Annotated in this window: 26 protein-coding genes and 1 pseudogene; 15 read left to right on the top strand and 12 right to left on the bottom strand. The window is 67.2% G+C overall.

Features of this window, described 5'->3' with window-relative positions:
* Positions 1-55 precede the first annotated feature (55 nt).
* The 4 genes from GK109_RS14300 to GK109_RS14285 are packed head-to-tail and all read right to left on the bottom strand — an operon-like array spanning position 56 to position 2,644.
* Positions 56-298, bottom strand: coding sequence for a hypothetical protein (locus GK109_RS14300; RefSeq protein WP_157241378.1), 243 nt, complete (start codon positions 296-298; stop codon positions 56-58).
* A 16-nt stretch (positions 299-314) separates the two neighbouring features.
* Positions 315-722, bottom strand: coding sequence for a four-helix bundle copper-binding protein (locus GK109_RS14295; RefSeq protein WP_157241376.1), 408 nt, complete (start codon positions 720-722; stop codon positions 315-317).
* Between the two features lie 59 nt (positions 723-781).
* Positions 782-1,261 carry a hypothetical protein gene (locus tag GK109_RS14290; protein WP_157241374.1) on the bottom strand — a complete coding sequence of 160 codons (480 nt, stop codon included), beginning with the start codon at positions 1,259-1,261 and terminating at the stop codon, positions 782-784.
* 57 nt (positions 1,262-1,318) lie between these two features.
* Positions 1,319-2,644 carry a DUF2254 domain-containing protein gene (locus tag GK109_RS14285; protein ID WP_157241372.1) on the bottom strand — a complete coding sequence of 442 codons (1,326 nt, stop codon included), beginning with the start codon at positions 2,642-2,644 and terminating at the stop codon, positions 1,319-1,321.
* Between the two features lie 282 nt (positions 2,645-2,926).
* Between GK109_RS14285 and GK109_RS22095 the strand changes: the two genes are divergently transcribed.
* Positions 2,927-3,220 (top strand): hypothetical protein, encoded by a 294-nt coding sequence (locus tag GK109_RS22095; protein ID WP_231754864.1) that lies wholly within the window; start codon positions 2,927-2,929, stop codon positions 3,218-3,220.
* Between the two features lie 47 nt (positions 3,221-3,267).
* A complete protein-coding gene (locus GK109_RS14275; RefSeq protein WP_157241370.1) occupies positions 3,268-3,591 on the top strand; it encodes a DUF3040 domain-containing protein in 324 nt (107 codons plus the stop codon).
* A gap of 93 nt (positions 3,592-3,684) precedes the next feature.
* On the opposite strand, the gene GK109_RS14270 is transcribed toward GK109_RS14275, so the two are convergent.
* From GK109_RS14270 to GK109_RS14255, 4 genes are all read right to left on the bottom strand, one after another.
* A complete protein-coding gene (locus GK109_RS14270) occupies positions 3,685-3,861 on the bottom strand; it encodes a CsbD family protein (RefSeq protein ID WP_157241368.1) in 177 nt (58 codons plus the stop codon).
* A 117-nt stretch (positions 3,862-3,978) separates the two neighbouring features.
* Positions 3,979-4,356 (bottom strand): metalloregulator ArsR/SmtB family transcription factor, encoded by a 378-nt coding sequence (locus GK109_RS14265; RefSeq protein ID WP_321214274.1) that lies wholly within the window; start codon positions 4,354-4,356, stop codon positions 3,979-3,981.
* Complete coding sequence (locus tag GK109_RS14260) at positions 4,337-5,599, bottom strand: MFS transporter (protein ID WP_157241364.1); 1,263 nt, start codon at positions 5,597-5,599, stop codon at positions 4,337-4,339. The genes GK109_RS14265 and GK109_RS14260 overlap by 20 nt, the downstream gene beginning before the upstream one ends.
* A gap of 218 nt (positions 5,600-5,817) precedes the next feature.
* Positions 5,818-6,087 carry a hypothetical protein gene (locus GK109_RS14255; protein ID WP_157241362.1) on the bottom strand — a complete coding sequence of 90 codons (270 nt, stop codon included), beginning with the start codon at positions 6,085-6,087 and terminating at the stop codon, positions 5,818-5,820.
* A 473-nt stretch (positions 6,088-6,560) separates the two neighbouring features.
* Between GK109_RS14255 and GK109_RS14250 the strand changes: the two genes are divergently transcribed.
* Entirely contained in the window at positions 6,561-7,262 is a 702-nt protein-coding gene (locus GK109_RS14250) for a GAF and ANTAR domain-containing protein (RefSeq protein WP_370460593.1), read from the top strand.
* A 141-nt stretch (positions 7,263-7,403) separates the two neighbouring features.
* Here the strand turns inward: GK109_RS14250 and GK109_RS14245 are convergent, their stop codons facing one another.
* The gene (locus tag GK109_RS14245) at positions 7,404-9,380 is read right to left on the bottom strand and encodes an amino acid transporter (protein WP_157241358.1); all 1,977 of its coding nucleotides are present in this window, start codon (positions 9,378-9,380) and stop codon (positions 7,404-7,406) included.
* Between the two features lie 236 nt (positions 9,381-9,616).
* Here GK109_RS14245 and GK109_RS14240 point away from each other — a divergent pair, with 236 nt between their 5' ends.
* Entirely contained in the window at positions 9,617-9,841 is a 225-nt protein-coding gene (locus tag GK109_RS14240; RefSeq protein ID WP_157241356.1) for a hypothetical protein, read from the top strand.
* Between the two features lie 130 nt (positions 9,842-9,971).
* Complete coding sequence (locus GK109_RS14235) at positions 9,972-10,235, top strand: GlsB/YeaQ/YmgE family stress response membrane protein (protein WP_139030225.1); 264 nt, start codon at positions 9,972-9,974, stop codon at positions 10,233-10,235.
* A gap of 84 nt (positions 10,236-10,319) precedes the next feature.
* On the opposite strand, the gene nhaA is transcribed toward GK109_RS14235, so the two are convergent.
* Entirely contained in the window at positions 10,320-11,672 is a 1,353-nt protein-coding gene (nhaA, locus tag GK109_RS14230; RefSeq protein WP_157241353.1) for a Na+/H+ antiporter NhaA, read from the bottom strand.
* 188 nt (positions 11,673-11,860) lie between these two features.
* On the opposite strand from nhaA, the gene GK109_RS14225 reads away from it, so the two are divergent.
* The 3 genes from GK109_RS14225 (at position 11,861) to GK109_RS14215 (ending at position 14,071) form a co-directional block, all read left to right on the top strand.
* Positions 11,861-12,637: a CHRD domain-containing protein gene (locus GK109_RS14225; protein ID WP_157241351.1), complete on the top strand. Its 777-nt coding sequence runs from the start codon at positions 11,861-11,863 to the stop codon at positions 12,635-12,637.
* 21 nt (positions 12,638-12,658) lie between these two features.
* The gene (locus GK109_RS14220; protein ID WP_323056786.1) at positions 12,659-13,345 is read left to right on the top strand and encodes a sortase domain-bontaining protein; all 687 of its coding nucleotides are present in this window, start codon (positions 12,659-12,661) and stop codon (positions 13,343-13,345) included.
* Positions 13,346-13,414: 69 nt separating this feature from the next.
* Positions 13,415-14,071, top strand: coding sequence for a hypothetical protein (locus GK109_RS14215; RefSeq protein ID WP_157241349.1), 657 nt, complete (start codon positions 13,415-13,417; stop codon positions 14,069-14,071).
* A gap of 45 nt (positions 14,072-14,116) precedes the next feature.
* Here GK109_RS14215 and GK109_RS14210 read toward each other — a convergent pair whose 3' ends face one another.
* On the bottom strand, positions 14,117-14,785 hold the full coding sequence (locus GK109_RS14210) for a PAS and ANTAR domain-containing protein (RefSeq protein ID WP_370460592.1): 669 nt from the start codon (positions 14,783-14,785) through the stop codon (positions 14,117-14,119).
* A 276-nt stretch (positions 14,786-15,061) separates the two neighbouring features.
* Between GK109_RS14210 and GK109_RS14205 the strand changes: the two genes are divergently transcribed.
* From GK109_RS14205 to GK109_RS14190, 4 genes are all read left to right on the top strand, one after another.
* Entirely contained in the window at positions 15,062-15,397 is a 336-nt protein-coding gene (locus tag GK109_RS14205) for a heavy-metal-associated domain-containing protein (protein WP_157241347.1), read from the top strand.
* 53 nt (positions 15,398-15,450) lie between these two features.
* Positions 15,451-17,586, top strand: a complete 2,136-nt coding sequence (locus tag GK109_RS14200; protein ID WP_231754863.1) for a heavy metal translocating P-type ATPase — start codon at positions 15,451-15,453, stop codon at positions 17,584-17,586.
* Positions 17,587-17,670: 84 nt separating this feature from the next.
* Positions 17,671-18,225 (top strand): hypothetical protein, encoded by a 555-nt coding sequence (locus GK109_RS14195; RefSeq protein ID WP_157241345.1) that lies wholly within the window; start codon positions 17,671-17,673, stop codon positions 18,223-18,225.
* A gap of 74 nt (positions 18,226-18,299) precedes the next feature.
* A complete protein-coding gene (locus GK109_RS14190; protein ID WP_157241343.1) occupies positions 18,300-18,920 on the top strand; it encodes a DUF305 domain-containing protein in 621 nt (206 codons plus the stop codon).
* Between the two features lie 188 nt (positions 18,921-19,108).
* Here GK109_RS14190 and GK109_RS14185 read toward each other — a convergent pair whose 3' ends face one another.
* On the bottom strand, positions 19,109-20,329 hold the full coding sequence (locus GK109_RS14185) for an FAD-dependent oxidoreductase (protein ID WP_157241341.1): 1,221 nt from the start codon (positions 20,327-20,329) through the stop codon (positions 19,109-19,111).
* Positions 20,330-20,470: 141 nt separating this feature from the next.
* Here GK109_RS14185 and GK109_RS14180 point away from each other — a divergent pair, with 141 nt between their 5' ends.
* The 3 genes and pseudogenes from GK109_RS14180 to GK109_RS14170 all read left to right on the top strand — a co-directional run bounded on the left by GK109_RS14180 (position 20,471) and on the right by GK109_RS14170 (position 24,325).
* On the top strand, positions 20,471-21,133 hold the full coding sequence (locus GK109_RS14180) for a low molecular weight phosphatase family protein (RefSeq protein WP_157241339.1): 663 nt from the start codon (positions 20,471-20,473) through the stop codon (positions 21,131-21,133).
* Between the two features lie 207 nt (positions 21,134-21,340).
* On the top strand, positions 21,341-22,462 hold the full coding sequence (locus GK109_RS14175; RefSeq protein ID WP_157241337.1) for an LCP family protein: 1,122 nt from the start codon (positions 21,341-21,343) through the stop codon (positions 22,460-22,462).
* Positions 22,463-22,649: 187 nt separating this feature from the next.
* A pseudogene (locus tag GK109_RS14170) lies at positions 22,650-24,325 on the top strand (alkaline phosphatase).
* The last annotated feature ends 42 nt before the right edge of the window (positions 24,326-24,367 follow it).

Here is a 24,367-nt window from a genome sequence, read left to right as displayed (position 1 = left end):
CTCGGCCCCCCCAATAACAGCACCAAGGACAACCCGGCCGCTTAATACGGGCCGGTCAGCCCTCGCTATGATCGAAGCTGAACCCGCAGGCGCAGCGGTAAGTGAGCAGGCCGCCGTCGTTCCTTACCGCGAGCCCCTCGTCCTGCAAAGTGTCCCCACCGACCAGCTGCATGGGCTCACCGCAGTGGACGTGCGTGGCCAGCATCCGCCGCAGCTGCGGGTCTTCCGCCCGCCAGGCACGGGCCGCTCCCCGGCCATAGTTGCGTCGAACCGCCAACGGAACCTGTGAATGTGTCATAACCAACACTCCCCACTCAGGCCAGCGAGGAGAGGAGGTCGGCGCAGGCCTGCTCACAGCGGCGGCAGGCTTCGGCGCACACCTCACAGTGGCGGTGCATGCTCGCGTGCTGGCCGCACTCCTCGGCACAGGCCTTGCAGACGGTACGGCATGCTTCCAGGACTGCCCGGGTGATGCCGACATCGTAGTTGCCGTGGCGGGAAAGGATCTTTCCGGTGGCGGCGCAGATGTCGACGCAGTCAAGGTTGGTCCGGATGCACTTGGCGAGCTCGGCCACCATTTCCTCGTTCAGGCATGCGTCCGCGCACGCCGTGCACGTTTGCGCGCAGTCGAAACACGCCTGGATGCATTCCACGAGCTTGGCCTTGTCGATGCCCCCCACGTCTTTGGGGTGGGCATCGAGCATGGACTGTACATGTGTCATTGGTTTCTCTTTCCAGATCTATGCAGCAGGTCTTGACGGGGTGGAACGGCGAACCGTTCCTACGTCCTGCTGATGGAGAGATCCACGACCGTGAGCGCGGGCAGTTCCGGCTCCGGCGGGATGTCACTGGAATGAAGGCTCCCACCGGGCAACCGCTGGACCAGCGACGGCGGGTCCACCGCCCCGGTCCGCACCGGGACCGGTTCGCCGCGCGGAGCCTTCTTCCGCTCGCCCTCGTTCTCGAGTCCCGCAGGCTCTGCGGACGGTCCGGCCTCGTGAATGACGCGGACGGACTGCGACGCGGAGGCTGAAGGTTCCGCCGGACCGGCCGCGGTTGCAGCCTGCGGCGGCAGGTCCCCAACTGCCTGTCCACCCGCCGACTGCACCGGGCTGTAGCCGGGAACCAGGGCGTACCGGCTGCCGGCTGTATAGGAAGCGGCACCGGCAATGAGCAAGACCAGGAGCACCCACACGAAAACGCTCCGCAGCACAACGAGGCAGCGAAGCAGTCCATGCGCGAACGAACCCAGTGTGGCCATCACCACTTCCTGTAGAGGGCTTTTTATCAGCCTAGCTTCGGATTCCTGTTCCGCAGATCACATGAGTATTACTTTTGCGATGGAATCAGACAGGTCCAGCAGGCCTTGCCGTTCGGCGGTTGAATAGTCCGCGCTCCCGATGGCGTTGCGCATGCGCCCAAGGTGGTCCACGATCTCCGCCCGGTACCGGCCCTCCCCATCACACCACGCGAGTTCCTGGAGGAGCCTGAGGAGCCGGGCCGCGACGGCCGAATCCGCGGCCCCATAATGCCGGGGCTGGTTCATGGCGATGTCCAGGAAGTCCCCAAGCCCGGGAAGAGACAGCACCACCCTGACCCGCCCGTCGTCGTCAACCAGAAATTCCGGTCCGGGGTTCCGCTCAGCCAGCCTGCACAGGAGGGCCGAAAGGTGCCCGATGACGTGCACTGCCGTGGTGGGATCGTTGATACCCGGGGAGAGCGCACGCGCGGCAACATCCACAAGCTGCCGGAACCCGAATCCGACGTCCTGGACGTTGGTGCGCTCAAACCCGGTGGCGACGGCGGCATTGGTGGCTTTCGCCAGCTTCTCCCGGGTTTCGGCGGTGAAGGTTGCTCCCGGCGCCACAGGCCAGGCGGTGGCGAAGGGGACGCCCTGCACCAATGAGCTGCCGGGCTCCCGGTCTATTCGCAGAACAGCCCCGGAGTCTTTCGCAGCCTCCAGGAGTGCGTCCTTGTCCAAGGAGGTCAGGAAGCCCGAGGAAGCGCAGGTGATGGGAACGCTGCCGGGCCCCGGACAAGGCTCGGGCCCGCGGCCGGGGCGGTCTTCGGGGAAGACCCTGTCAATGGTTTCCTGGGTTTCCACGTTGACCCTGCGCATCATGGTCTCCACGCGGATCTCGCGGGTGAGATGCGACAGGAAGAGAACCAGCCCCACGACGCTGGCGATGGCGAGCACGAAGGCCAGCGTGACGGAGATTTCCGGAACGAAGGGGGTGTTTCCACTGCCTTCGTCCCGGACACTCCGAAGGACGGTCAGGGCGAAGGCGAACGCTGCCAGGAAAAGCGCCAGGGTTCCGTGGACAAACCGGTCAGAGGTAAAGGTCCGCAGCAGCCGGGGCGAGAACTGACTGCTGGCCAGCTGCAGCGTGACCACGGTGAGCGAAAACGTCAGGGACGTCACCGTGATGAGCGAGCCCGAGATCGCCTGCAGGACGGACCTGGCCGCTGCCGGGCCTCCGCTGAAGAGGAAGACTGTGACGCTCCGGGGCAGCTGGCCGTCAACGTTGCCGTCCAGCGCCGGCAGGGCCATGCCCAGCACCACGGCCAGGGTAACCGCCAGCAGCGGAAGCGGCCACAACCGGGTCCGCAGGGAATCGAGCCAGTGTGCGCTGCGCCCGTTCATCAATGCCACCCCTTCCATTCGTCGGTTGGCCTGAAGCTGGCTGAACCGGAAATGCTAAGCGTACTGTCAACGAGTTCCCCTGTCCCTGTAGCTGGCCGGACTCCCTAGTGAAGGAGCGTGACGCGTATGTGGTTTGATTCGTGGGCTTGAGATTCTCCGTGTCCTGGTCATTGGCTCGGTCTCCTATGCGGCCTTGGTGGTCCTGCGCGTCTCGGGCAAGGACGCTGGGCCAGCTGAACGGGAGAGCACGCCTCCTACGCCGACTCCCTCTTCGAGCCAGCCATGGCAGCCATCACCGGCAGTGGAATCACCGGCACCAGCATCTTCTCCCGCGTGCTCCAAGTCCATCTGGCGATCTACTCCGTGGCCGTCTTCGCCACCCTGGCCGGCACCCTGGGGGCGTACTTCCTGCGGCAAAAAACCAGTTCCCGTGCGCCTGCCTGCCGACGTTGCCAGTGTGCGCTTTTTCTGTCTGATAACAGCAACGTCACCGCTTGCAGGAAACCCATTGCATATCAATTACGTGCGTTGATGTGGAGTCAAGGCCTGCCTAACGTGGAGATTGGGGAAAGGTAAGGGCGATTCCGATTTACCTGATCCAGAAAGCTGACGAGGGGCTTCCCATGGGAATGTCGGAGGAAGAGCGCAGGCGCCTTGAAATGCTCGAAAAGGAGCTGGCGTCCAGTGATCCGGGCCTGGACCAGAAACTGCAGGTTGGTGCGCCCGGCGGGCATCCGCGCGAGGCAGCCGCTATGGCGCGCGGAGTGCTGGCCTTCATCGCCGCATTCGCACTCGTTATCGTGGGGATTGCCACCGAACTCGTCGTTGTGGGGGCGGCCGGCTTCCTGCTGATGGTTGCCGCCGCCCATTGGTTCCTCCGGGACTACCACTTCCAGGACTGGCCGGAAAGGCACCGGAAACCCCCTGAAGCGGCCACTCCCGGGTGAGGCCGAGACCAGCCCCGGGTTCGATACACATCTTGCAACAAGCAAAGGGTGCGGCTCCAGATGGAACCGCACCCTGGGCGCGTGGACTGTACGTCAGTCCTTCTTGAAAGCGTCCTTGACCTTTTCGCCGGCCTGCTTCAGGTCGCCCTTGGCCTGGTCTGCCTGGCCTTCGGCCTTCAGGCGGTCGTCGCCTGTTGCCTCGCCCGTGGCCTCTTTACCCTTGCCGCCAAGCTTCTCGGCTGCGTTACCAATCTTGTCGTCCAAACCCATGGTGTTTCTCCCTACGGTCGGCTCCCGCCGGCGTACCGCCAGCGGCTTACCTTCCCATCGTAACCACAAATCACTAAGGGTGCTGATCATTTCGGCCGCGGCGGGCGGTGCCGCACCTTATCCGTGGGCGGGTTCGCCCGTGATGCGGTGGTCAGCGTGGTTGATGGTTTCACGGATGAGCCGCGCCAGGTGGCCGTCGTGGAGTGAGTAGATCACGTGGCGGCCGTCCTTGCGGGTGTCCACCAGCCCGCTCAGGCGGAGCTTTGCCAGGTGCTGGCTTGCCACTGTCCGCGGGACACCCACGGCTGCCGTCAGCTCCGTAACGGTCCTGGGGCCCTGGGACAGCTGCCAGAGCAGGTGCAGGCGCGTCGGCTCAGCGAGCATCCGAAGGGTTGCGGAAGCCGCCTCCAGCAGTTCCGGCCCCGGGGTCACGTGGTGGACCAGGGACGGCACGTCAGCGGCCGAGATGGCTTTGCTACCGGGCTGGCTGCTCACTGTCCTGCTCCTTCTCTGCGCGGTCCGTGGCCTCCGCGTCATCATGCCGCGGCCAGGAAAGGAATGCTCCTGCACTGCCTATCATCGCAACAATTGTCAGGGCCAGCGCAGCCCAGCCCAGGCCCGCCGCGGCGCCCACCCACCCGGCCAGCGGATAAGTGATGATGTAGCAGGCGTGCGAGAGGGAGAACTGCGCCGCAAAAACGTAGGGACGGGTGTCCACGGTGGACGCGTGGCGGAGGAGCCTTGACGACGGCGTGAGGATGGTGGCGCTGGCAGCGCCCAGCAGCAGCCACAGGCCCAGCAGCAGCCACCACCCGCCTCCGGCGGGGCGCACGGAGAGCGCAGCGGCGCAGGCCAGGACGAAGGGGATGGCGGCGGCGCCAGCGAGCATCACGGACCTGTCCCCGAACCGGCCGAGCGCCCGCGGGGCGGACAATGCCACAATCATGGACCCCGTGCCGAAGCAGGCCAGCGCCAGGGCCAGGTCAGTTTCCGGCCGCAGCAGGACCTCCCGTACGTACACCACAGTGTTGACCAGCACCAGTGCCGTGGGGGCCGCGACCACCATGTTGAGGGCCAGCAGCGACCGCAGCCGCCGGTTCCGCCAGAAGATCCTGGCGCCCAGGGTGGTGCGGTGCCACAGCGAGGCCTGCCGCACCGCAGCTGGCATGGGTTTGGGCAGGGCACTGATGGCCACCAAGGCGGCGGAGGACAGGAAGCCGAAAACCGTCCCGAGGAACAGGTTGCTGTAGCCCACCACGGTCAGCAGCAGCGCGGCTATGGCCGGGCTGGCCAGGGCTTCCATGTCATAGGCCAGCCGGGACAGGGACAGCGCCCGGGTGTAGTCCCGCTCATCCGGCAGGACGGTGGGGATCAGCGACTGGAAGGCAGGAGTGAAGGTGGCGGAGGCGGACTGGAGCAGGAAGACCGCCACGTAGATCTGCCAGGCGTCCGTGATGAACGGCAGGGACAGCGCCATCGCCGCGCGCACCACGTCGGCCCCGATGAGGACCCGCTTCGTCGGCCACCGGGCCGCCAGCGCATTGATCACCGGCGCCAGGCCCACGTAGGCAAACATCTTGACCGTCAACGCAGTCCCCAGGACGGACCCGGCATTGGTGCCGGCAAGGTCATAGGCCAGCAGCCCGAGGGCAACCGTCAGCAGGCCCGTGCCGATCAGCGCAACCATCTGCGCGGCAAACAGCCGGCGGTACGTGATGTTCCGCAGCACCGACAACAATGGGCCCAACTCCTTGAGTGCATATGTGCATGACTATGCACTCAACGGTAGCGTCAGCGGCAGGGAAAACGAAAGGTGCGGCTCCGGTGGAGCCGCACCTTTCCTTGCTGCAAGGCATTGGAGGCGGGCCGGTTCCAGGTGGTGGTGCCGCCTCCGCGGCGCCATCAATGCTCGCGGCGCCCACCGCCGTCGTCCTTTGAACTTCGGTGCCCTGGCCCCTACAGGGGGGAGGAATCCTGAACGGCCGGCGCGCCCGCCCGGCCCGACGTGCCCCAGCCTTGCGCGAGGCGCTCGTAAACCAGGTCCAGCAGCTCAGCGGCCCGCTGGTTCACCCGCCGCGAGTCATCCAGGCTCCGGTCCAGCCGGGCTATCTCCGCCCGCAACTCGGCGATGTCCGATGCGGCTACGGCCAGGCGCAGGTGGACCTCTTCGAGCGGGTCACTCAGCGGCTCGTGATGGTGCATAGCCTCAATCAAAGGATCATTCATGGCAGTGTCCTCCGTTATGTCGGCGGGGCAACAGCACCCTGGGTGACGGGCTTTGCTTACCGCCAAAGAAGAATATATAAGCACACTTACCAATGCCCGGGAAGGCTTGCCCGGGATCAAGGCCTCTGCAAGCCCCCGGCGCTGCATCCGGTGCACTCCCCATGGCCGCCACCGGGCGGGGCTCGCCTGTACTTCCCCTTTTGTGACGCGTAATCTCAGGAGTGTGACGGGATCCATTTCCAGTCCCCTCCCGGCCCCCTGCACAGGCCCCCCGGAGCAGTCGCTGTAGTAAACCGGCGGCACACGGTGCAGAAGCGGAATGGGCCCACCATGGCAACCTCGCACTTCCAGCAGTTCCTTGACCACGCCGCGGTTTTCGATCCGTCCAGCGACGGCTGCCCGGGCCCCCGACTGCCTCTACAGCTACCCCGCTGTCACGTGATGCCGCCCGGGCGGAGCCAGGAGGTGGCGGAGTGAGCCGCCTTCCCCTCGACGACCTGACCGCGGCTGTGGCGCGCATCCGCGGGTTGCTCTTGAGCCAGGAGAAGGCTGACAGGGCGGTCAGCCTGCTGGCCCAGGCGATCAAGGAAACCATGCCGGGCGCACCCGGAACAGGGGCCTCGCTCCTGGATCCGGCCGGCGGCCTGATCAGCAGCGGCTCCACGGATGCCGTGGTGAGGCAGGCCGACGCCGCGCAGTACGAACTGCGTGAGGGCCCGTGCCTCATGGCGTGGGCAGCGGAAGAAGTGGTCATCGTGCACGACGTCCACACGGACGGGCGGTGGCCCCGCTGGGCGTCGGCCGTTGCCGGGCTGCCCGTCCGCTCCGTGGCCAGCGCGCCGCTGCTGGCAGGAAAGGATTCGATCGGAGCCTTGAAAATCTATTCAGCCCTGCCCGGGCAGTATGACGAAGACCGCGGCCGCACCCTGGCCCTGTTCGCCGGAGCAGCGGCGACTCTTGTGGCCCACGTCCAAGGCAGCGAGGCGCCGCTTCGGATGTCCGAACAGCTCAAAGCCACGTTGGCCAGCCGGGACACCATCAACCGCGCCTGCGGGGTGCTGATGGAACGCCACGGCATCACCCATGACCAGGCACTCCAACAGCTGATCCAGGACGCTCGGGCGGCCGGTGCCTCTTTGGTGCAGGTCAGTGGAAAGCTGGTCGAGCGAGTATGAGGTCCAGGCATACCGGGGGGCCTTCTTTCCCTCCCGTCCACCGAGCCCGACCTGCCGGCCGGGGCGGCGAATGAGCTGATCCGCGAGGCACCCCGGAGTGACAACCGTCCCCCACCAGGCAAGTCCGCGCGTCGCGTACCGTCACCCGACATGGACCCAGGGGCGCCTGGTGACGTCCGGAACGGCTTCCCGCAGCACTTCCCTCGTGACTGTAGCGATTTCGCCTTCCCCGAGAAACAGGAACCGCAGAAGGTTGGTGATCGGGTTGCCCTCCGTCCAGCGGAAGTAGATGTGCGGCATCAGCCCGGTGACGTCCCTGATGTGGAGCAGGACGGAGGCGATGGTGTTCGGGACCACGGGCCCGTGGACTTCGAGGACGTTGTAGCCGTGGCGGGTCACACCGCGGACAAACAGTTCCGTTTCGAAATCGGAGGAGTCATCGACGATCACTTCAAGGAACAGCGGCTCGTGTTCGACGGGCAGGTGGCTGACGTCGATGGCTGAGGCGAGCTTGTGCCGGTAAGCCTCTGCCGATTTCCGCAGAGGCTCGTGGGCGATGATGGCGATGGGGCCTTCGAGGGTGCTGGACATGAATTCCAGGGCCTGCTGGTCCAGGTGGACACGGGTTGCGTGCAGCTCAAAGGAGCGCCCGACGCGGGACAGCAGGGAAATCACGATGGTGCCGAGAACGAAAACCCCGGCGATCCTGATGCCCTCGGGGCGTTCGAAGACGTTTGCAATGGTGGTGTAGGTGAAAACCAGGGCGATTGCGCCGAACCCGAGGGCGCGTCCCCGGTGGCCCCCTCGCTGCGCGGACAGCGTGACGGCGACCGCTGCGGAGGTCATGAGCACCAGGACGCCGGTTGCGTACGCGCCGCCCTGCGCGTCGACGTCGGCGTCAAAGAGGTAAGTGATGAGGAAGCTGACAAGGGTGAACACGAGCACAAGCGGGCGCACGGCCCTGGCCCACCCCGGGGCCATGCCGTAACGGGGAAGGTACCGGGGAACCAGGTTCAACAGGCCTGCCATGGCGGAGGCGCCGGCAAACCACAGGATGGCGATGGTGCTGATGTCGTAGATGCTCCCGAAGCCGACGCCGAGGTATTCATGGGCAAGGTAGGCCAAGGCACGCCCGTTCGCCTGGCCGCCGGGCTGGAATTCCTGCTCCGGAATCAGGACGACGGTGATGAAGCTGGTGGCGATGAGGAACCCGCTCATGATCGCCGCGGCACCGGTAAGCATCCGCCGCGTTCCCTTGATACGCCCCGCAGGATATTCTTCAGTGTCGTTCTCGTCGCCCCTGACCTGGGGCATGACCGCAACGCCGGTTTCGAAACCGGAAAGCCCCAGCGCCAATTTCGGGAAAACAATCAGGGCGACTGCCACCGCCATGAGCGGGTCCCCGTGGGAAGTCAGCAGGGTGGCCCACCAGTCGCCGACGACGACCGGTTGGGTGGAGATTTGAACCAGCGAGGCGCCCACCACCACGGCATTCAAGCCGAGGTACAGGACCACCAGGACCACCGCGACGGCGATGGCTTCCTTGAAACCGCGCAGGAAGACGGCGCCCAGCAACGCCAGGAGGAACAGGGTGACAAGGACGTTCTGTCCGTGCAGCCAGTCCGGCACAACCGGGTTCTCAATCACATGGGCGGTGGCGTCTGCAGCGGAGAGGGTCATGGTAATCATGAAGTCGGTGGCGGCGAAGCCGAGCAGGACCAGGACCAGGAGCTTGCCGCCCCAGCTGGGCAGCAACCGCTCGAGCATGGCGATGGAGCCTTCCCCGTGGTGGCTTTCGACGGCGACCCGCCTGTAGACGGGCAGGGCGCCCAGCAACGTCACGGCGACCAGCACCATTGTGGCGACGGGCGAAACGACGCCGGCAGCGAGCGCGGCGATGGCAGGCTGGTAGCCAAGGGTGGAGAAATAGTCGACACCCGTCAGGCACATGACCTGCCACCACGGATGGACCTTCCCGTGGGAGGACGCCGCCACGCCGGGGCCCAGGTGTGTGCCTTTGCTGTCCTGGAGCCCGAACAGAAGCCACAGCCTGAAGGCTTGCATTCCCCTCGGCCGCGGCGCGGAGGGATCAGCTGGCGGCCTGCTCAACGTGGTCATGGCATTTCCTTCCACGCTGCCACTGCACTGGTTCATGCCGAAGCTAGCACCGGGCAAAAGCGGCGGAGCCCGGAGGGACCGTTTATTAATGGTTCCTTTACACGCCGCCGGCCAAGCCTCCAGCCGGCACTCGCCCCGGCCCCCGAAGGTCACAGGAAAAATACTCGATTGAAACAATTCAGCAACCTTGCCACGGCATGCTGTGCATACGGGGACACAACAGCAGGAGGCGCATCATGGAGGCACATAAAGTTCTCACCGCTCAGCTTCGGATCGGCGACCAGATCGAGGCGTGGCACAACGGCAAGCTATTCCACCGCGGGCGGGTGACCGACGTCGTACCCGCCCTGGAACTGTTCTGGATCCTGGACGCGAGGACGGGCGCGCGGAAGCTGCTGGACCCTGAGGCGCTGGAGATCCGGCATGTGGAGGAGCAGGCCAAGCCGCTGGCCCCGGCCTGATTTCCGCCCTTTTGACGGTGCCGTCCCGGCCAAAGGGACGGCACCTGCGCGTGCATAGAATGTACCCATTGCGGCACCGCTGCGGCAGTACGGGCGTCACCCGCCCGCAACCACCCCGAAGGAGCACACCGTGATCGGATTCATCGTTGCAGGCCTCATCATCGGCGCACTTGCCCGCCTCATCAAGCCGGGCAAGCAGAACCTGGGCCTGCTGGCCACCCTCCTGCTGGGCCTTGCGGGCTCCGTCATCGGCGGCGTGGTGGCTTCGCTCCTGGGCACCGGGGACATTTTCGAGCTGAATTTCCTGGGCTTCATCGTGGCCGTCATCGCCTCGGTGCTCCTGGTGGGAACGGCTGAAGCGGTGGCCGGCCGCCGGAGTTCAGTACGCCGCTGAGGCCTGCCCCACGGCCATATCCAACGCGGGGTCACGCCGCGCCCTGACCGAGCGGTCAATTGGGCGCGGAGTGACCCCTTGTTGTTAGGCCCTGCCCTGGTACACGTCCGGGATGCCGTCCTGGTCGGCGTCCACCTTTTCCAGTTCTTCGGCCACCCGGTAGTGCCGGTTCCGGGTCTTCAGCACGGCCGTGGCCAGCAGGGCGGCGAGCAGGGACGCGGCCAGGATGCCCACCTTGGCGTGGTCGTCCTGCAGGGTGCCCTGCCCAAAGCTCAGCTCGGCCACCAGCAGGGATACCGTGAAGCCGATGCCGGCCAGGAGTGCCACGCCGAAGACATCGATCCACTTGAACGAGGTGTCCAGCTCCGCGCTGGTGGCCTTGGTCAGGACCCACGTGGTGCCCAGGATGCCGATCGGTTTGCCCAGTACAAGCGCCGCGATGATGCCCAGGGCCACCGGGTCCGCGAGCGCTGAAGCCAGTCCTTCCAGGCCGCCCACCGCCACGCCGGCGGAAAAGAACGCGAAGACGGGTACCGCGATGCCCGCGGAAATGGGCCTGAACCGGTGCTCGAAGATTTCCGCCAGGCCTGGCCCTGCCTCCGGGCCGCCGCCGGCCTGTGACCGGATGACGGGGATGGCGAAGCCCAGCAGGACCCCGGCGACGGTGGCGTGGATGCCTGAGGCATGCACCAGGGCCCAGGTGACCGCGCCCAGGGGCAGCAGGATAAACCAGGATGCAAGGACCTTGCGGCCGAAGAAGTAGCGGAACTTCTGGGCCAGGAACGCATAGATGGCCAACGGAATGAGGGCCAGGAGCAGCGGCACGGGCTGCAGGTCGCTGGTGTAGAAGAACGCGATGATGGTGATGGCGATGAGGTCGTCCACCACAGCCAGCGTCAGCAGGAAGATCCGCAGTGCGCTGGGCAGGTGTGAGCCGATAATGGCCAGCACCGCCACGGCGAAGGCGATGTCCGTGGCCGTGGGGATGGCCCAGCCGCGCAGGGTTTCAGGACTGGTGAAGTTGATTGCCGCGTAGATGAGCGCCGGAACCAGCACGCCGCCCGCGGCTGCGGTAACAGGAACTATCGATTTGCTGATCTGGCGAAGATCCCCGGCAACGAACTCGCGTTTCAGCTCCAGGCCCACCAGGAAGAAGAAGATGGCCAGCAGTCCGTCCGCTGCCCAGGCGCCGAGGCTGAGGTCAAGGTGCCAGGGCTCGTAGCCCACCTTGAAATCGCGGAGGGCAAAGTAGCTGTCCGACGCCGGCGAGTTGGCCCAGAGGAGGGCGATGAGCGCAGCGGAGACCAGCAGGGCCCCGCCCACTGTTTCCTTGCGGAGAATCTCCCCGATCCGGAGCGCCTCCGCGTAGCTGCCGCGGGAAAAGACCGCGGGCTTCCGTGTCGGAGAAGGGGGCGTAATGGGCGAGGGATGGTTCATAGGGGCTCCCGGCATCTGGGTTCGACAAAATCATGCCGACCAGACTTCCCGGCGCACCTTTGTCCATCCTACAGGGGCTGCACTGTGCGCCATTTCACTTTTTTCCCATCCGAAACAGGAGTGGCGCCGAATCACTCCTGTCCCTCAACTGGGACAACCATGTCACTTGTATGAGGAGATGCTTTCCGATGAACAAGACACTTCGTTACCTCGCTGTTCCCACCCTCGCTCTGGGGGCCCTTGCCCTTTCCGGAGCCCCAGCCATGGCCCAGGACGGCGCTAACCACTACCAGTCCACCCTGGGCCAGATCAACGGCAGCGCAGGCTCGGGGAGCATCACCCTTGATGTCACTGGCAACCAGGCCCACGTTGTCCTCAAGGTTTCGGGCCTGCCCGCCACCTTCATGGATGCCCCGTACCCGCACGTTCAGCACATCCATGGCGGAGCCCAGGGAACCTGCCCGGGCCCTTCTGCCGACAAGGACGGCGACCAGGTCATCTCCACCACCGAGGGCGCCCCGTCCTACGGCGGCATCGTCACCACCCTTTCCACCAGCGGCGACACCAGCCCCGCCGCAGGCCTTGACCTGAAGGTCGGCGGCCAGGGCGCCGCATACACCGTCGACCGCACGTTTGAACTGAATGCCGAGACCAAGGCGGCCCTCCAGGCAGGCACCGCCGTGGTGGTGGTCCACGGCCTTGACCCCGCAACCCTCAGCGCAGCCGGCCAGGCGGCAAAGAGCGACCTCGCACCCACCCTCCCGCTGGCTGCCACGTCCCCGGCCCTGTGCGGGACCCTGGTGGCCGGACAGATGAAGATGCCGTCAGGCGGCGCTGACACCGGCATTCCCCAGGAAACCGGCACCGGCACCGCAGCCCTCGCGGCGGGCGGTGGCCTCGCCCTGGCTGCCCTCGCCGGCGGCGCCTACGTGGCACGCCGCCGCAACTCCGGATCAGCCGCGTAACTACAGGCTGACTGGATCACCGTGACTGACACGAATTCCGGCCGCCGCGGGGGCGTTGGGGCCTCCACGGCGGCCGGGCTTCTGCTCGCCTTGGCCCTGGGCGGCTGCGGCTCCGGCATGACCGGAACGTCCGACGCCGGCGCCCCACCTTCCGCGGCCGTCGACTCTCCCCCGCCCGCCCCGGCTGCAGCGGCACCTTCCGTGTCCACCCCCGCAGCGGCCGTGCCTCCTGCCGCAGGACCTGCGGCCCTGGCCCGGTCCGAGCCGGTTACCCTGGAAATACCTGCCATCGGAGTGCGGACCGACCTCCTGAAACTCGGCCTGCGGGAGAACGGATCACTTGAGGTCCCCCAGGACAGCGGGAACGGTGCCCCGGCCAGCTGGTACAACGGATCCCCCACCCCTGGCGAACGCGGACCATCCGTCATTCTGGGCCACGTCAACTCGCCCAACGGACGCGGCGGCGTCTTCGCGGACCTCCGCAAGCTGGTCCCCGGGATGGACATCGCCGTTTCCCGCGCTGACGGCAGCACGGCCGTCTTCACCGTTGACCGCGGTGCGCTCTACGGCAAGGACAGCTTCCCCACGCTGGAGGTCTACGGAAACACCTCCGGCCCCGAACTGCGGCTGATCACCTGCGATGGCTACGATCCCGCCACCGGGCTCTTCGACGACAACTACGTGATCTATGCCAAGCTCAAAGCCTGACCCGCTTCCAGGCAAACACCCACCTACGGCCGTAGGATCCGGAACGGATGCGGCCAGGACGGAAGAGCCATGACTAAACGCTTCCCACTGTTCGCCGCCCTGGCACTCTCTGCCCTGCTGCTCGCAGGCTGCGCGGCGGCGGCGGGGTCGACGGAAGCCGGGGCGGGAGCGCCGTCGTCGAACACCCCTGCCCCCGCCGCCGCGCCATCGGGTGCCTCGCCCTCGCCTCAGCAGGACGGCCACGCCGGGCACCACGGCGGCGGCCCCGCGTCCCCGCGGGACGCCAGCAGGGGACCCAGCGAGGCAGCAAGGATGGTGTGCGGGGACCAGCCGATGGACCGGCTCACCGCGATCCTTGACCTTGGGGATGACCCCCATACTGTCGAAACATGGGCGGACAGCACCTTCACGTGCATCTACCACCTGGACGAGGGCGCCCTGGAAATCTCCGTCAGGGAGGCGCCGGACCAGGCGGCGGCGCTGACGTACTTCGACGCCATGCAAGCCCTTGCGGTCGGCGCCGTGCCCATTGATGGACTGGCCAACCTCGGTTTTCCTGCCTACGAGACCGCTGACGGCTCAGCAGTGTTCCAGAAGGACAACTTCGTGCTGCAGGTGGACGCATCAGGCCTGCCGGGAACCGTGGGTCCGGATGCCGTCAGCCGCAACGCCCTGGCCTACCAGCTGTCCACCACCATCCTGGCGTGCTGGGTGGAGCACCACTAGCGGCGCGCGCTTTATCCCAGCGGGCCGCGTGTCCCGGGAAACCTGCTAGCCGGCCTGCTGGCGAACCGGCCTCCGCTGCCCGTCCATCGCAATGGCCTTCACAGCCGTTTCCAGGTAGTTGCGCGATTCCGCGGAGTTGGCCAGCTGCACGAGCTCCGCGGCGACCACCACCAGCTTCACGTTCCGGTGGCTGCTGGTGCTGACCAGCATCTGGAAGGCATCCTCCGACCCCATCTTCAGCTGGCCCATGAGGATGCCGCGTGCCTGGTCAATCACCGTGCGGGTGGAGGTCGCCCCGGCCACCGCATCCCGCGCCGTCTGCTCGGTTTCGCGCTGGAGCGTCGCGGTGAGGTCGATCATCACCCCTTCCAGGGCTGTGACCCTGCCGTCGTGCACGATCCCGTCGCCGGAGGTCAGAACACGCCGGGTCCGCCTCTGGGCATCGATAACGCGGTGGTACATGCAGAAGTAGCCGCCGGTCCGGACAACCTGCGCAACAATCTCCTCGCACCGGGGCCTGTCCTCGGGATGCTTGTGGGAGAACAGCAGCTCGAGGGTGGGCACAACTTCGCCCCGCCGGTATCCGTGCAGCTGGAACATGCCCTCGGACCAGCGGATCTTCCCCGACGCAAGATCCACGTGGAAGGTTCCGGCACCGCAGGGGCTGTCCCCCAGTGCGCTTGAGTAGGTGTAAGGGCCACGGAGTTCCGTCACGGGCCACCCCCCCTTGTAGCAGTCGTCCGCGGGCCGTCGGCACGCACTGCTCCAAGTATTGCCGCCCGGACACGCGCCGGATAGTGCCCATAGCCCCTTTCCCCCGGCCGGGGAACAGGCAAAGAGCTTGACCGCTATACCCCCTAGGGGTATATTCAAGGTGTTGTCAGTGAAGTGGTATGTCCCGGCCGGTGCCCGCACCGCCATCACAGCCGTTCAACCCCAGCACCCTGCTACTCCAGCAAGGAATCATCCTTCACAAGGAATGGAACTGACATGTTTGACATTGAAAACCGGACCGCGCTCCCCCTGGCCTCCAGTGCCGGCTGCAGCTGCTGCTCCCCTGCCGCACACGCACACAAGGCGCCAGCCGCCGTCGTAATTTCCGACGCCGGCACAGGCTCCCGGCGGACGTTCGCCGTTGAAGGCCTCACCTGCGGCCACTGCGTCCAGACCGTCGAGAAGGCCATCTCCGCCCTCGACGGCGTTGAATCCGCATCCGTTGACCTCGTACCGGGCGGCCGTTCCGGCCTCACCGTGACGGGCACCGTTTCGGACACGGCGGTCCGGCAGGCCGTCACCTCGGCCGGGTACTCCCTGGCTTCCAACTGACATTCCCGCCGGGGCTGATGGCCCCGGCTGCGGCGTCCTCCAAGGAGGAACATATGGAACACCTGCAGGATCACCAGCACATGCACCATCACGACGACGGCCCCTCACGCGGGACCCTCACCAAACCCGAGGCTCCCCCGGCTGCCGGCGGGCCGGGCGGCCATGCCCGCCACGACGACGACCACGCCGTCCACACCCACGGGCAGCACGCCGGGCACAGCACGGCCATGTTCAAGAACAGGTTCTGGCTCACGCTGGCGCTGTCCGTCCCCGTGGTCTACTTCAGCCCCATGGTGGGCCACATCCTGGGCTACATGGTGCCCGCTTTTCCGGGATCAGCCTGGATCCCGCCCGTCCTGGGCACCGTCATCTTCCTCTACGGCGGCCAGCCGTTCCTGAAGGGCGGGCTGCAGGAGCTGAAAGACCGCCGGCCGGGCATGATGCTCCTGATCGCCATGGCCATCACCGTGGCGTTTGCGGCCTCCTGGGTCACCAGCCTGGGCCTGGGCGGGTTTGACCTGGACTTCTGGTGGGAGCTGGCGCTGCTGGTGGCCATCATGCTGCTGGGCCACTGGATCGAGATGCGCGCCCTGGGGGCGGCCCAGGGCGCCCTGGATGCCCTCGCCGCGCTGCTGCCCGACGAAGCCGAACGGATCACAGGCACCGGAACGGAAACCGTTCCCGTCTCCGAGCTCCGGCCCGACGACCTGGTCCTGGTCCGCTCCGGCGGCCGCATGCCGGCCGACGGAACGGTGGTGGACGGGCAGGCGGAATTCGACGAGTCGATGATCACGGGCGAATCGAAGACCGTGCCGCGCGGCCCGGGCGATCCCGTGGTGGCCGGAACAGTCGCCACGGATACCAGCGTCCGCGTCCGGGTGACGGCGGTTGGCGAGGATACGGCACTCGCCGGCATCCAGCGCCTGGTGGCCGAGGCGCAGTCATCGTCCTCTCGGGCCCAGGCGCTGGCCGACCGTGCCGCGGCCTTCCTGTTCTACTTCGCTGCCGGCGCAGGCGTCATCACCTTTGCCGCGTGGACCCTGATGGGCAGCATCCCGGAAGCCGTGACCCGCACCGTCACCGTCCTGGTCATCGCCTGCCCGCATGCACTGGGCCTGGCCATCCCGCTGGTGATCGCCATCTCCACGGAGCAGGCTGCCCGCGCCGGGGTCCTGATCAAGAACCGGATGGCGCTGGAGCGGATGCGGACCATTGACGTGGTCCTCTTCGACAAGACCGGCACCCTCACCACCGGCGAGCCTCAGCTGGTGGACGTTGCGGCCGCTGACGGGGTGGGTGCAGACGAGCTGCTGGCCCTGGCCGCCGCGGTCGAGTCGGACAGCGAGCACCCTGTGGCCCGGGCCATCGTCCGCGCAGCCCGGGAACGCAACCTGGCCCTGCCTGCCGCCGCCGGCTTCACCTCGCTGACCGGCCGCGGCGTCCGGGCCTCTGTGGACGGGCGCACGGTGCACGTGGGCGGGCCCGCGCTCCTGCGCGAGCTTGGCGCCGTCGAACCCTCCGCCCTGGCGCGGTCCACCCGCGGGTGGATGGACCGCGGCGCTGCCGTCCTGCATGTCATTGACGACGGCGGCCGCGTGCTGGGGGCGGTCAGCCTCGAGGATGCGGTGCGGACGGAGTCGCGGCAGGCGGTTGCTGCCCTGCAGAACCGCGGCGTGAAGGTCGGCATGATCACCGGCGATGCCCGGCAGGTGGCGCAGGCCGTGGCCGCGGACCTGAAGATCGACGAGGTGTTCGCGGAAGTCCTGCCGGCGGACAAGGACAAGAAGGTGGCCGAGCTCCAGGCCCGCGGGCTGAAAGTGGCCATGGTGGGCGACGGCGTCAACGACTCGCCGGCGCTGGCACGCGCCGAGGTGGGCATCGCGATCGGCGCCGGCACGGACGTGGCCATGGAGTCTGCCGGGGTGGTGCTGGCCGGGAACGATCCGCGGGCGGTCCTGTCCATGGTGGACCTGTCCCGGGCCAGCTACCGCAAGATGTGGGAGAACCTGGTGTGGGCCACGGGCTACAACATCCTGTCCGTGCCGCTGGCCGCAGGCGTCCTGGCGTTCGCCGGCGTGGTCCTCTCCCCGGCCGCGGGCGCGGTCCTGATGTCCGCATCCACTATCGTGGTGGCTTTGAACGTCCAACTGCTCCGGCGGGTGAAACTCAACCCGTCCGAGGTACGTTGAACGTGCAGGAGCGGCCCCGGTGAAGACCCGGTCCGGCAGAAACCAGTCCAGCAGCAACCTGTTCAGCAGAAAGGAGGAAGCAGCATGACCGCACGCACCCGCGTCCTGTCGGCCGCACTCCTCCGCGCGGGACTGCTGGCTGCCGTCCTGGCCATCGTGGCCGGGATCTTCGGAATGCACGTCATGACCGCCCACTCCTCGCACGCGGGGCACGCCGCCGTCGTCCAACCCCAGGCGGCACAACCTGCCGCTGCACAACTCCCCGGCGGGCACTCCGCCGGGGACGCCGCCGTCGTGCATTCCCTCGCCGGGGACACAGGCGGGCACCCTGCCGTCGGGCACCTGGCCGGGCACCCCGCCGTCGAACAGGGCTCAGGACAGGCTCACGGCGCCGCTGCCGGATACCAGGCCGCAAGAGCAACTTTTTCGGCCGCAGAATCCTGCAGCTCCGGCTGCCCGGGCGCGCAGGAAGCCGGCGCACCCTGCATCCCGCTGGCCAAGACCGCTTCGCTCGCCGTTGTCCCGCCCCAGGCCGGCACCGCCGGGCCCGCGCCCACAGCCATCGCCCGGGGCGCCGTCGGGTACTCGTACATCCCGGCAAGCCCCACACCCTGCGACCTGTCCATCAGCCGGACGTAAGCGGACTGCGCCGCGTGGCTCTCCACGCACGATTGGCCCAGTTCACATTACTTCCCTGAAGGACACCCCAAAAAATGAACACGAACCTCAAAACCCTTACCATCGCCGCTGCCCTGGCGGCCTCGCTCGGCCTTGCCGGGTGCGCCGCCGGCTCCGGAAGCTCCGGCGGAAACACCATGCCCATGAACCACGGCAGCTCCGGCCCCATGGCCAGCATGATGCCGGACGCCAGTGCGGACCATAACCAGGCGGACATCATGTTCTCGCAGATGATGATCCCGCACCACGCGCAGGCGGTGGAGATGAGCGACATGATGCTCGCCAAGCCGGACCTGCCCGCGGAGGTCACCGCGCTGGCCACCAAGATCAAGAACGCCCAGGCGCCCGAGATCGAGACGATGACCGGCTGGCTCAAAGAGTGGAACGTGCCCGTCATGATGTCGGACCACTCGGGACACGGCATGGGCGGCATGGTGGACTCCCAGGGCCTGGAGAAGCTCAAGGCCGCGCAGGGAACGGAAGCCGTCCGGCTTTTCCTGGAGCAGATGATCGGACACCATGAGGGCGCGATCGACATGGCAAAGCAGGAGATCGCCGCCGGCAAGCACGCCGGGTCCATCCAGCTCTCCCGGGATATCGTCACGTCCCAGGAGGCTGAGATCGCCCAGATGAAGGAGATGCTGGCCGCGCTCTAACCTGCCCCTCCCTCCCGACCCTCTCTCACTTAACGGGCCAAATTGGCCGATGCTCTCTCACTTTCCTTACGAAAGTGAGAGATCATCCGCTGGAAAACCGCGTTAAGTGAGAGAGCATCCGCTGGAAAACCGCGTTAAGTGAAAGAGCGTCGGTTTGGGACGGGACGCAGGGCGGGCCCACGTTGCAGTCAGGCGCCGGGCCTGACGTGCTCGGGACGGATTCCGACGCCGATGAACCGGGCAGTCATCCGGCGCAGCAGGGGCGAGGCGAACCGGAGGAGCCCGACGAACCAGCGCGGCGCGACACTGTTGCCGGCGGTTGCCCGGACAATGGCCTTGTGCCCGTTGCGCTGGAGCAACTGCATCACCTTCACCGGCTTCTCCCTGCGCCGCTGCACCGCCGCGAGCTTTCCGGCCGGCGCGGTCCCGGCCGCAAGGTCCCCGGAGATGGCGTTGAACAGCGCAACGGCATCCTGGATGGCGAAGTTAACGCCGACGCCGAACATCGGGGACATCGCATGGGCGGCGTCGCCGATCGCGATGAATCCCGGACGGTACCAGCGGCGGAGCCGGTTGATCTGGACCGAAAGGAGCTTGATCTGGTCCCAGTCCACGAGGGTGGTGACGACGGGGCGCAGAACAGGAGCCGCGTGGCTGATCCTGGCCCGGAGCGCCTCCAGCCCTGCCGCACGAAGCTCGTCGTACCCGCCCTTCCGGATGACCATGCCCGACTGGTACCTGTCGCCGCGGTCGATGGTCAGGACCATGCCCTGGCGGGAGATGTAGCCGAGGGTTGCCGGCGGCGGTTCCGGCGGTTTGGGCAGGCTGAACCAGAGAACGTCGATGGGCACGCCAAACTCGTCGGGAGTCATCCCGGCCGCGGCGCGCAGCCCGGACGCCCGCCCGTCCGCAGCTACGGTGAGCGTCGCACGGATCTCAAGGTCGTCGTCGTCCTCTGTCGCCGCCCGTACGCCGCGAACCTCGTCCTGCTCGACAATGAGGCCGGTGGCTTCGGTGAGCATGCGCAGCTCGAAGTTGGGAAACGCCGACGCCTCGCCGGCCAGGAAGTTCAGGAAATCCCACTGCGGCGCCAGGACCAGGAAGTTGTCGGGCTCCGGGAGGGTCCTGAAGTCCACGATAGTGAAGCGCCGGCCGTCCATGACGACGTCCATCGCGGGCAGGCGCGTGAGCGGCAGCTGCAGGAATTTTTCCCGCAGCCCGAGCTCGCCCAGCAGTGTCACGGTGGAAGGATGCACGGTGTCGCCGCGGAAGTCACGAAAGAAGTCGCCATGCTTCTCGAGCACTGTAACGCGCAGCCCCGCGCGTGCCAGCAGGTAGCCGAGCACCATCCCGGCCGGTCCGCCGCCGGCAATGACGCAGTCACGCCCGATAACTTTCTCCACGGTCATATCATCGTGCCTCCTGCCCGGAAAGGTGAGAGAGGGTTCCCCAAAAACCCGCATCAAGTGAGAGAGGGTCCGGGTGATGCGTGTTAAGTTGAAATCCGCGGGCTGGACGGTCCGCGCACCGGCTGGAAAGAGAAAATCCCCTTGGACACGTCCGAACCAGTAAAAATCCTGACCGTCTGCACAGGCAACATCTGCCGCTCGCCGGTGGCCGAGCGGCTGCTGCAGGCGGGACTGGACCAGGCGGTGCCGGGCGGTTTCGTTGTGGCCAGCGCGGGCACCCGGGCCATGGTGGGGGACCCCATGCAGCCCCTCTCCGCGGACATCGTCCGCACCTTCGGCGGGAACCCGGACAACTTCGCCGCGCGCCAGCTGACCCCGAAGATCCTCCGCGGCGTGGACCTGGTGCTCACCATGACCTCCGCACACCGCGGCGAGGTGCTGCAGCTGGACGCCTCCCTCCTCAAACGGACATTCACCATCCGCGAGTTCGCCCGCATGCTCGACGTCCTGGACCAGCGCGCAGCAGCATCCGGGGGCAGCGCGCCCGCCAGGGATGATGACGACGACGGCGGCTGGCTGGGCGCCAACACCGCCTTCTGGAAGAGCCTCCCGGCACGGGCCGCGGGGGTGCGGCACCTGTCCCTGCCCGCCGACGCCACCGAGAACGACATCGTCGACCCCTACCGGCGGGCGCCCGAGGTGTACCGGCAGATGGAGGACGAACTGGCGTCCGCGATCGTCTCCATCCTCCGCCACGCGCGCCTGAACGCACCGGCTCGCGGGACACGTGCGGAGTCGCCGTAGCGTTCGGGCGGTCCCGCACCTCTCCGGCGACCCCGGCACTTCTCCCGGCGGCGACGTTCCCGCCTGACCGCGCTGCCGCCGTCGTAATCAAGCGTGATTCGTCTGACCCGTCAGGCGCCGCAAGGTGACAGTTTGGACAACTTTGTAGCCAGCAGGGCCTCGGCTGGCGGACACTGATCCCACCCATTCACAAAGAGGTGAGGCACAATGAGCACGCCTGACGGTTCTGACCCCTCCGGCCCCAACGCATCCGGGCCCGCCCCCGGTCCCCACAACGGCAGCTGGGTGGCGCACGGCCGCCGGCGCTGGATAGCCGCACTGCTGGCGCTGGTCCTGGTGGCCGCCGCCGTCGTCGCAGTCATCAGCCTCAACCGTTCCGGCACGGAGGCGCAGCCCGCTGCGACGCAGAGCGAATCTCCGTCCCCGTCGGCAACCCCCTCGGAAACTCCTTCCGAAACGCCGCCGCCGGCCCCTGCTCCCCCGCCGCCGCCCGAGCCGATCCCGGAGCTGCCTGCGGCGCCCATGAACGTGCTGGTCATCGGCAGCGACAGCCGTGCCAGTGCTCGGGACGCCGCAGCCCACACGGCGGCAACCGGCGAGGCCATGGACCACCGGTCGGACACCCTCATGCTGGTCCACGTCCCCGCCGACCGCAGAACCCTGTACATCATCTCCATCAACCGGGATACGTGGGTGGACATCCCGGGCTTCGGCGGCGCAAAGATCAATGCCGGGCTGCAGTACGGCGGCATCGACATGACCACCCAGACGGTTCAGTCGCTGTTCGGGATCACCATTGACCACACCGTGATGCTGGACTTCCACGGCTTCCGGGGCATGGTGGACGGGCTGGGCGGGATCGACGTCAACGTGCCCATTCCGTTCCAGTCCACGCACGACACGGGGCACGTCTTCGGTCCGGGCGTGAACCACCTGGACGGGCAGTCCGCGCTGGAGTTCGCCCGGGAGCGGTACGCATTTTCCGACGGCGACTTCCAGCGCGTGCGCAACCAGCAGATCCTGCTCAAAGCCATCCTGGCCCGCCTGACCGGCGGGGGCGGCCTGAATGACGTCAACGCCGTGCGCGGTCTGGTGGATTTCGCGTCCTGCTGCCTGACCGTGGACCGGGGCTTCGACCCCGTGCAGGCTGCCATCCTTGCCTACAGCCTGCGGAACCTGGACGTGAACGCGATCGGCACCATGACCCTGCCCACGGCGGGCTCCGGATTCATCGCGGGCCAGTCGGTTCTGTTCCCGGATTACGGGGCGATCAACGCCGTTGGGGCTGCGCTGCGGGAGGGGCGGATCGGGGAGTTCGCGGTTCCGTAGCCGGCTGAGGCCGCGGGCATTGGCGGACGAGCGGCCCTGCCCCGCATGAGCGGTGCCGGGCAACACCGTTCCTGCGGTCGAGGGCCGCTCGTCCGGTTAGGGGGCCACCTGGCTGTTCAACCGGGGCTCACCCGGGGTTCACCGGCGGGAAAACGTCTGTGTGCCCGGCCCCTGGAGGCTGGACGGCATGACTGACATTTCACGCCGCACATCGTCAAGGGATCCGTCCTCGCTGCCGCACTGGCAGCCACACCCGCCGCCGCCCAGGCCGCCACAGTGCAGTCGCCGGCCGGCGTCGCGCTGGTCCGGAACCGGCTCACCCTGCCCAGCGGCATCGCCACCGGCGACGTCACCTCCGATTCCGCCGTCCTGTGGTCACGTTCTTCCGGTGCCGGGCGGATGACCGCGGTGCTGCGGGCCGTGGACGACGGCGGCGAGGTCCTCCACGGCCGGGGCGCCTTTGAGCGCGTCCTCCGCGGGCCCCGCGCCACCCAGGCCTCCGACTTCACCGCCAAGATCCATGCCGGGAACCTGCCCTCCAACACGCGCTTTGCACTGGAGATCAGCTTCGAGGACGACGGCGGCGCGGCCGGCGAGACTGTCAGCGGCAGCTTCCGCACGGCTCCCGACGCCGGCACGTATAACGGCAACGGCCGCACCGGTGACACAAGCAACGGCGGCGAGGTGCCGGCGTCGTCCGCCCAAAGCTTTGTGTGGACGGGCGACACCGCCGGCCAGGGCTGGGGCATCAACGAGGAAATCGGCGGGATGCGCGGCTACCGCGCCATGCACCAGACCCGCCCAGACTTCTTCATCCACTCCGGCGACACCGTCTACGCCGACGGCCCCATCACGGAGACCGTGGTGGAGAAGGACGGGCAGGTGTGGCGGAACCTGGTCACGGAGGAGGTGTCCAAGGTGGCCGAGACGCTCACGGAATTCCGCGGCCGGCACCGCTACAACCAGATGGACGCCAACATGCGGGCCATGTTCGCTGACGTCCCCGTCATCGCCAACTGGGACGACCACGAGACCACCAATAACTGGTACCCCGGCGAGATCCTGGACGATCCCCGCTACACCGTCCGCGACGTCAACACCCTGGCAGCACGGGGCCGGCAAGCGTGGCAGGAGAACATGCCCATCGCGGATTCCTCGGCCCTGTGGCGGCCGGGTACGTTCGACGACGCCGGCCAGTACCAGCCCGCCCGCATCTACCGGAAGATCAGCCGCGGCCCGCAGCTGGACATCTTCTGCCTGGACATGCGGACGTTCAAGTCCCCCAACACGGACGGCAAGGAGCCATACGCCACCTCGATCCTGGGCCAGGAGCAGGTGGACTGGCTGATCCGCGAGGTGACCAAGTCCAAGGCCACCTGGAAAGTCATCGCTGCCGACCTGCCGCTGGGCATCATCGTGGGCGACGGGCCGGTCAACCAGGAAAGCGTCTCAAACCGCGACGCCGGTGCACCCCTGGGCCGTGAGCTTGAGATCGCCGGGGTATTGAGCGCATTCAAGCGCAACCAGGTTAGGAACGTGGTGTGGCTGACCGCCGACGTTCACTACTGCGCCGCGCACCACTACTCCCCTGAGCGTGCGGCCTTCACCGACTTCGACCCCTTCTGGGAATTCGTGGCCGGGCCGATTGCGGCGGGTTCATTTGGACCGAACAAGATGGACGGCACGTTCGGGCCCGAGGTGGTGTTCTCCAAGGCGGGCAAGTTCGCGGGAGAGTCACCGCGCAACGGCGAGAACCAGTTCTTCGGTCACGTGCAGCTGGGCGAAGACAACACTTTCACGGCAAGCCTCCGGAACGCCAATGGCGCCACGGTGTTCTCCAAGGTGCTGACGCCGGAGCGGTAAGCCGGCGGGCATTTCCGCGCCTGATCCGGACAGCCGCGCCCC

This window comes from Pseudarthrobacter sp. GA104 (assembly GCF_009741265.1).
Classification (GTDB): Bacteria; Actinomycetota; Actinomycetes; order Actinomycetales; family Micrococcaceae; genus Arthrobacter.
This window is presented reverse-complemented; position numbering and strand designations above follow the sequence as displayed.

Excerpts from the sequence above, each read along its gene's own strand:
- GK109_RS14295 (WP_157241376.1), bottom strand. The coding sequence starts at position 722 with ATGACACATGTACAGTCCATGCTCGATGCCCACCCCAAAGACGTGGGG.
- GK109_RS14195 (WP_157241345.1), top strand. The coding sequence starts at position 17,671 with ATGACCGCACGCACCCGCGTCCTGTCGGCCGCACTCCTCCGCGCGGGA.
- GK109_RS14275 (WP_157241370.1), top strand. The coding sequence starts at position 3,268 with ATGGGAATGTCGGAGGAAGAGCGCAGGCGCCTTGAAATGCTCGAAAAG.
- GK109_RS14285 (WP_157241372.1), bottom strand. The coding sequence starts at position 2,644 with ATGAACGGGCGCAGCGCACACTGGCTCGATTCCCTGCGGACCCGGTTG.
- GK109_RS14200 (WP_231754863.1), top strand. The coding sequence starts at position 15,451 with ATGGAACACCTGCAGGATCACCAGCACATGCACCATCACGACGACGGC.
- GK109_RS14225 (WP_157241351.1), top strand. The coding sequence starts at position 11,861 with ATGAACAAGACACTTCGTTACCTCGCTGTTCCCACCCTCGCTCTGGGG.
- nhaA (WP_157241353.1), bottom strand. The coding sequence starts at position 11,672 with ATGAACCATCCCTCGCCCATTACGCCCCCTTCTCCGACACGGAAGCCC.
- GK109_RS14255 (WP_157241362.1), bottom strand. The coding sequence starts at position 6,087 with ATGAATGATCCTTTGATTGAGGCTATGCACCATCACGAGCCGCTGAGT.
- GK109_RS14190 (WP_157241343.1), top strand. The coding sequence starts at position 18,300 with ATGAACACGAACCTCAAAACCCTTACCATCGCCGCTGCCCTGGCGGCC.
- GK109_RS22095 (WP_231754864.1), top strand. The coding sequence starts at position 2,927 with ATGGCAGCCATCACCGGCAGTGGAATCACCGGCACCAGCATCTTCTCC.
- GK109_RS14240 (WP_157241356.1), top strand. The coding sequence starts at position 9,617 with ATGGAGGCACATAAAGTTCTCACCGCTCAGCTTCGGATCGGCGACCAG.
- GK109_RS14205 (WP_157241347.1), top strand. The coding sequence starts at position 15,062 with ATGTTTGACATTGAAAACCGGACCGCGCTCCCCCTGGCCTCCAGTGCC.
- GK109_RS14175 (WP_157241337.1), top strand. The coding sequence starts at position 21,341 with ATGAGCACGCCTGACGGTTCTGACCCCTCCGGCCCCAACGCATCCGGG.
- GK109_RS14185 (WP_157241341.1), bottom strand. The coding sequence starts at position 20,329 with ATGACCGTGGAGAAAGTTATCGGGCGTGACTGCGTCATTGCCGGCGGC.
- GK109_RS14245 (WP_157241358.1), bottom strand. The coding sequence starts at position 9,380 with ATGACCACGTTGAGCAGGCCGCCAGCTGATCCCTCCGCGCCGCGGCCG.
- GK109_RS14215 (WP_157241349.1), top strand. The coding sequence starts at position 13,415 with ATGACTAAACGCTTCCCACTGTTCGCCGCCCTGGCACTCTCTGCCCTG.
- GK109_RS14290 (WP_157241374.1), bottom strand. The coding sequence starts at position 1,261 with ATGGCCACACTGGGTTCGTTCGCGCATGGACTGCTTCGCTGCCTCGTT.
- GK109_RS14300 (WP_157241378.1), bottom strand. The coding sequence starts at position 298 with ATGACACATTCACAGGTTCCGTTGGCGGTTCGACGCAACTATGGCCGG.
- GK109_RS14270 (WP_157241368.1), bottom strand. The coding sequence starts at position 3,861 with ATGGGTTTGGACGACAAGATTGGTAACGCAGCCGAGAAGCTTGGCGGC.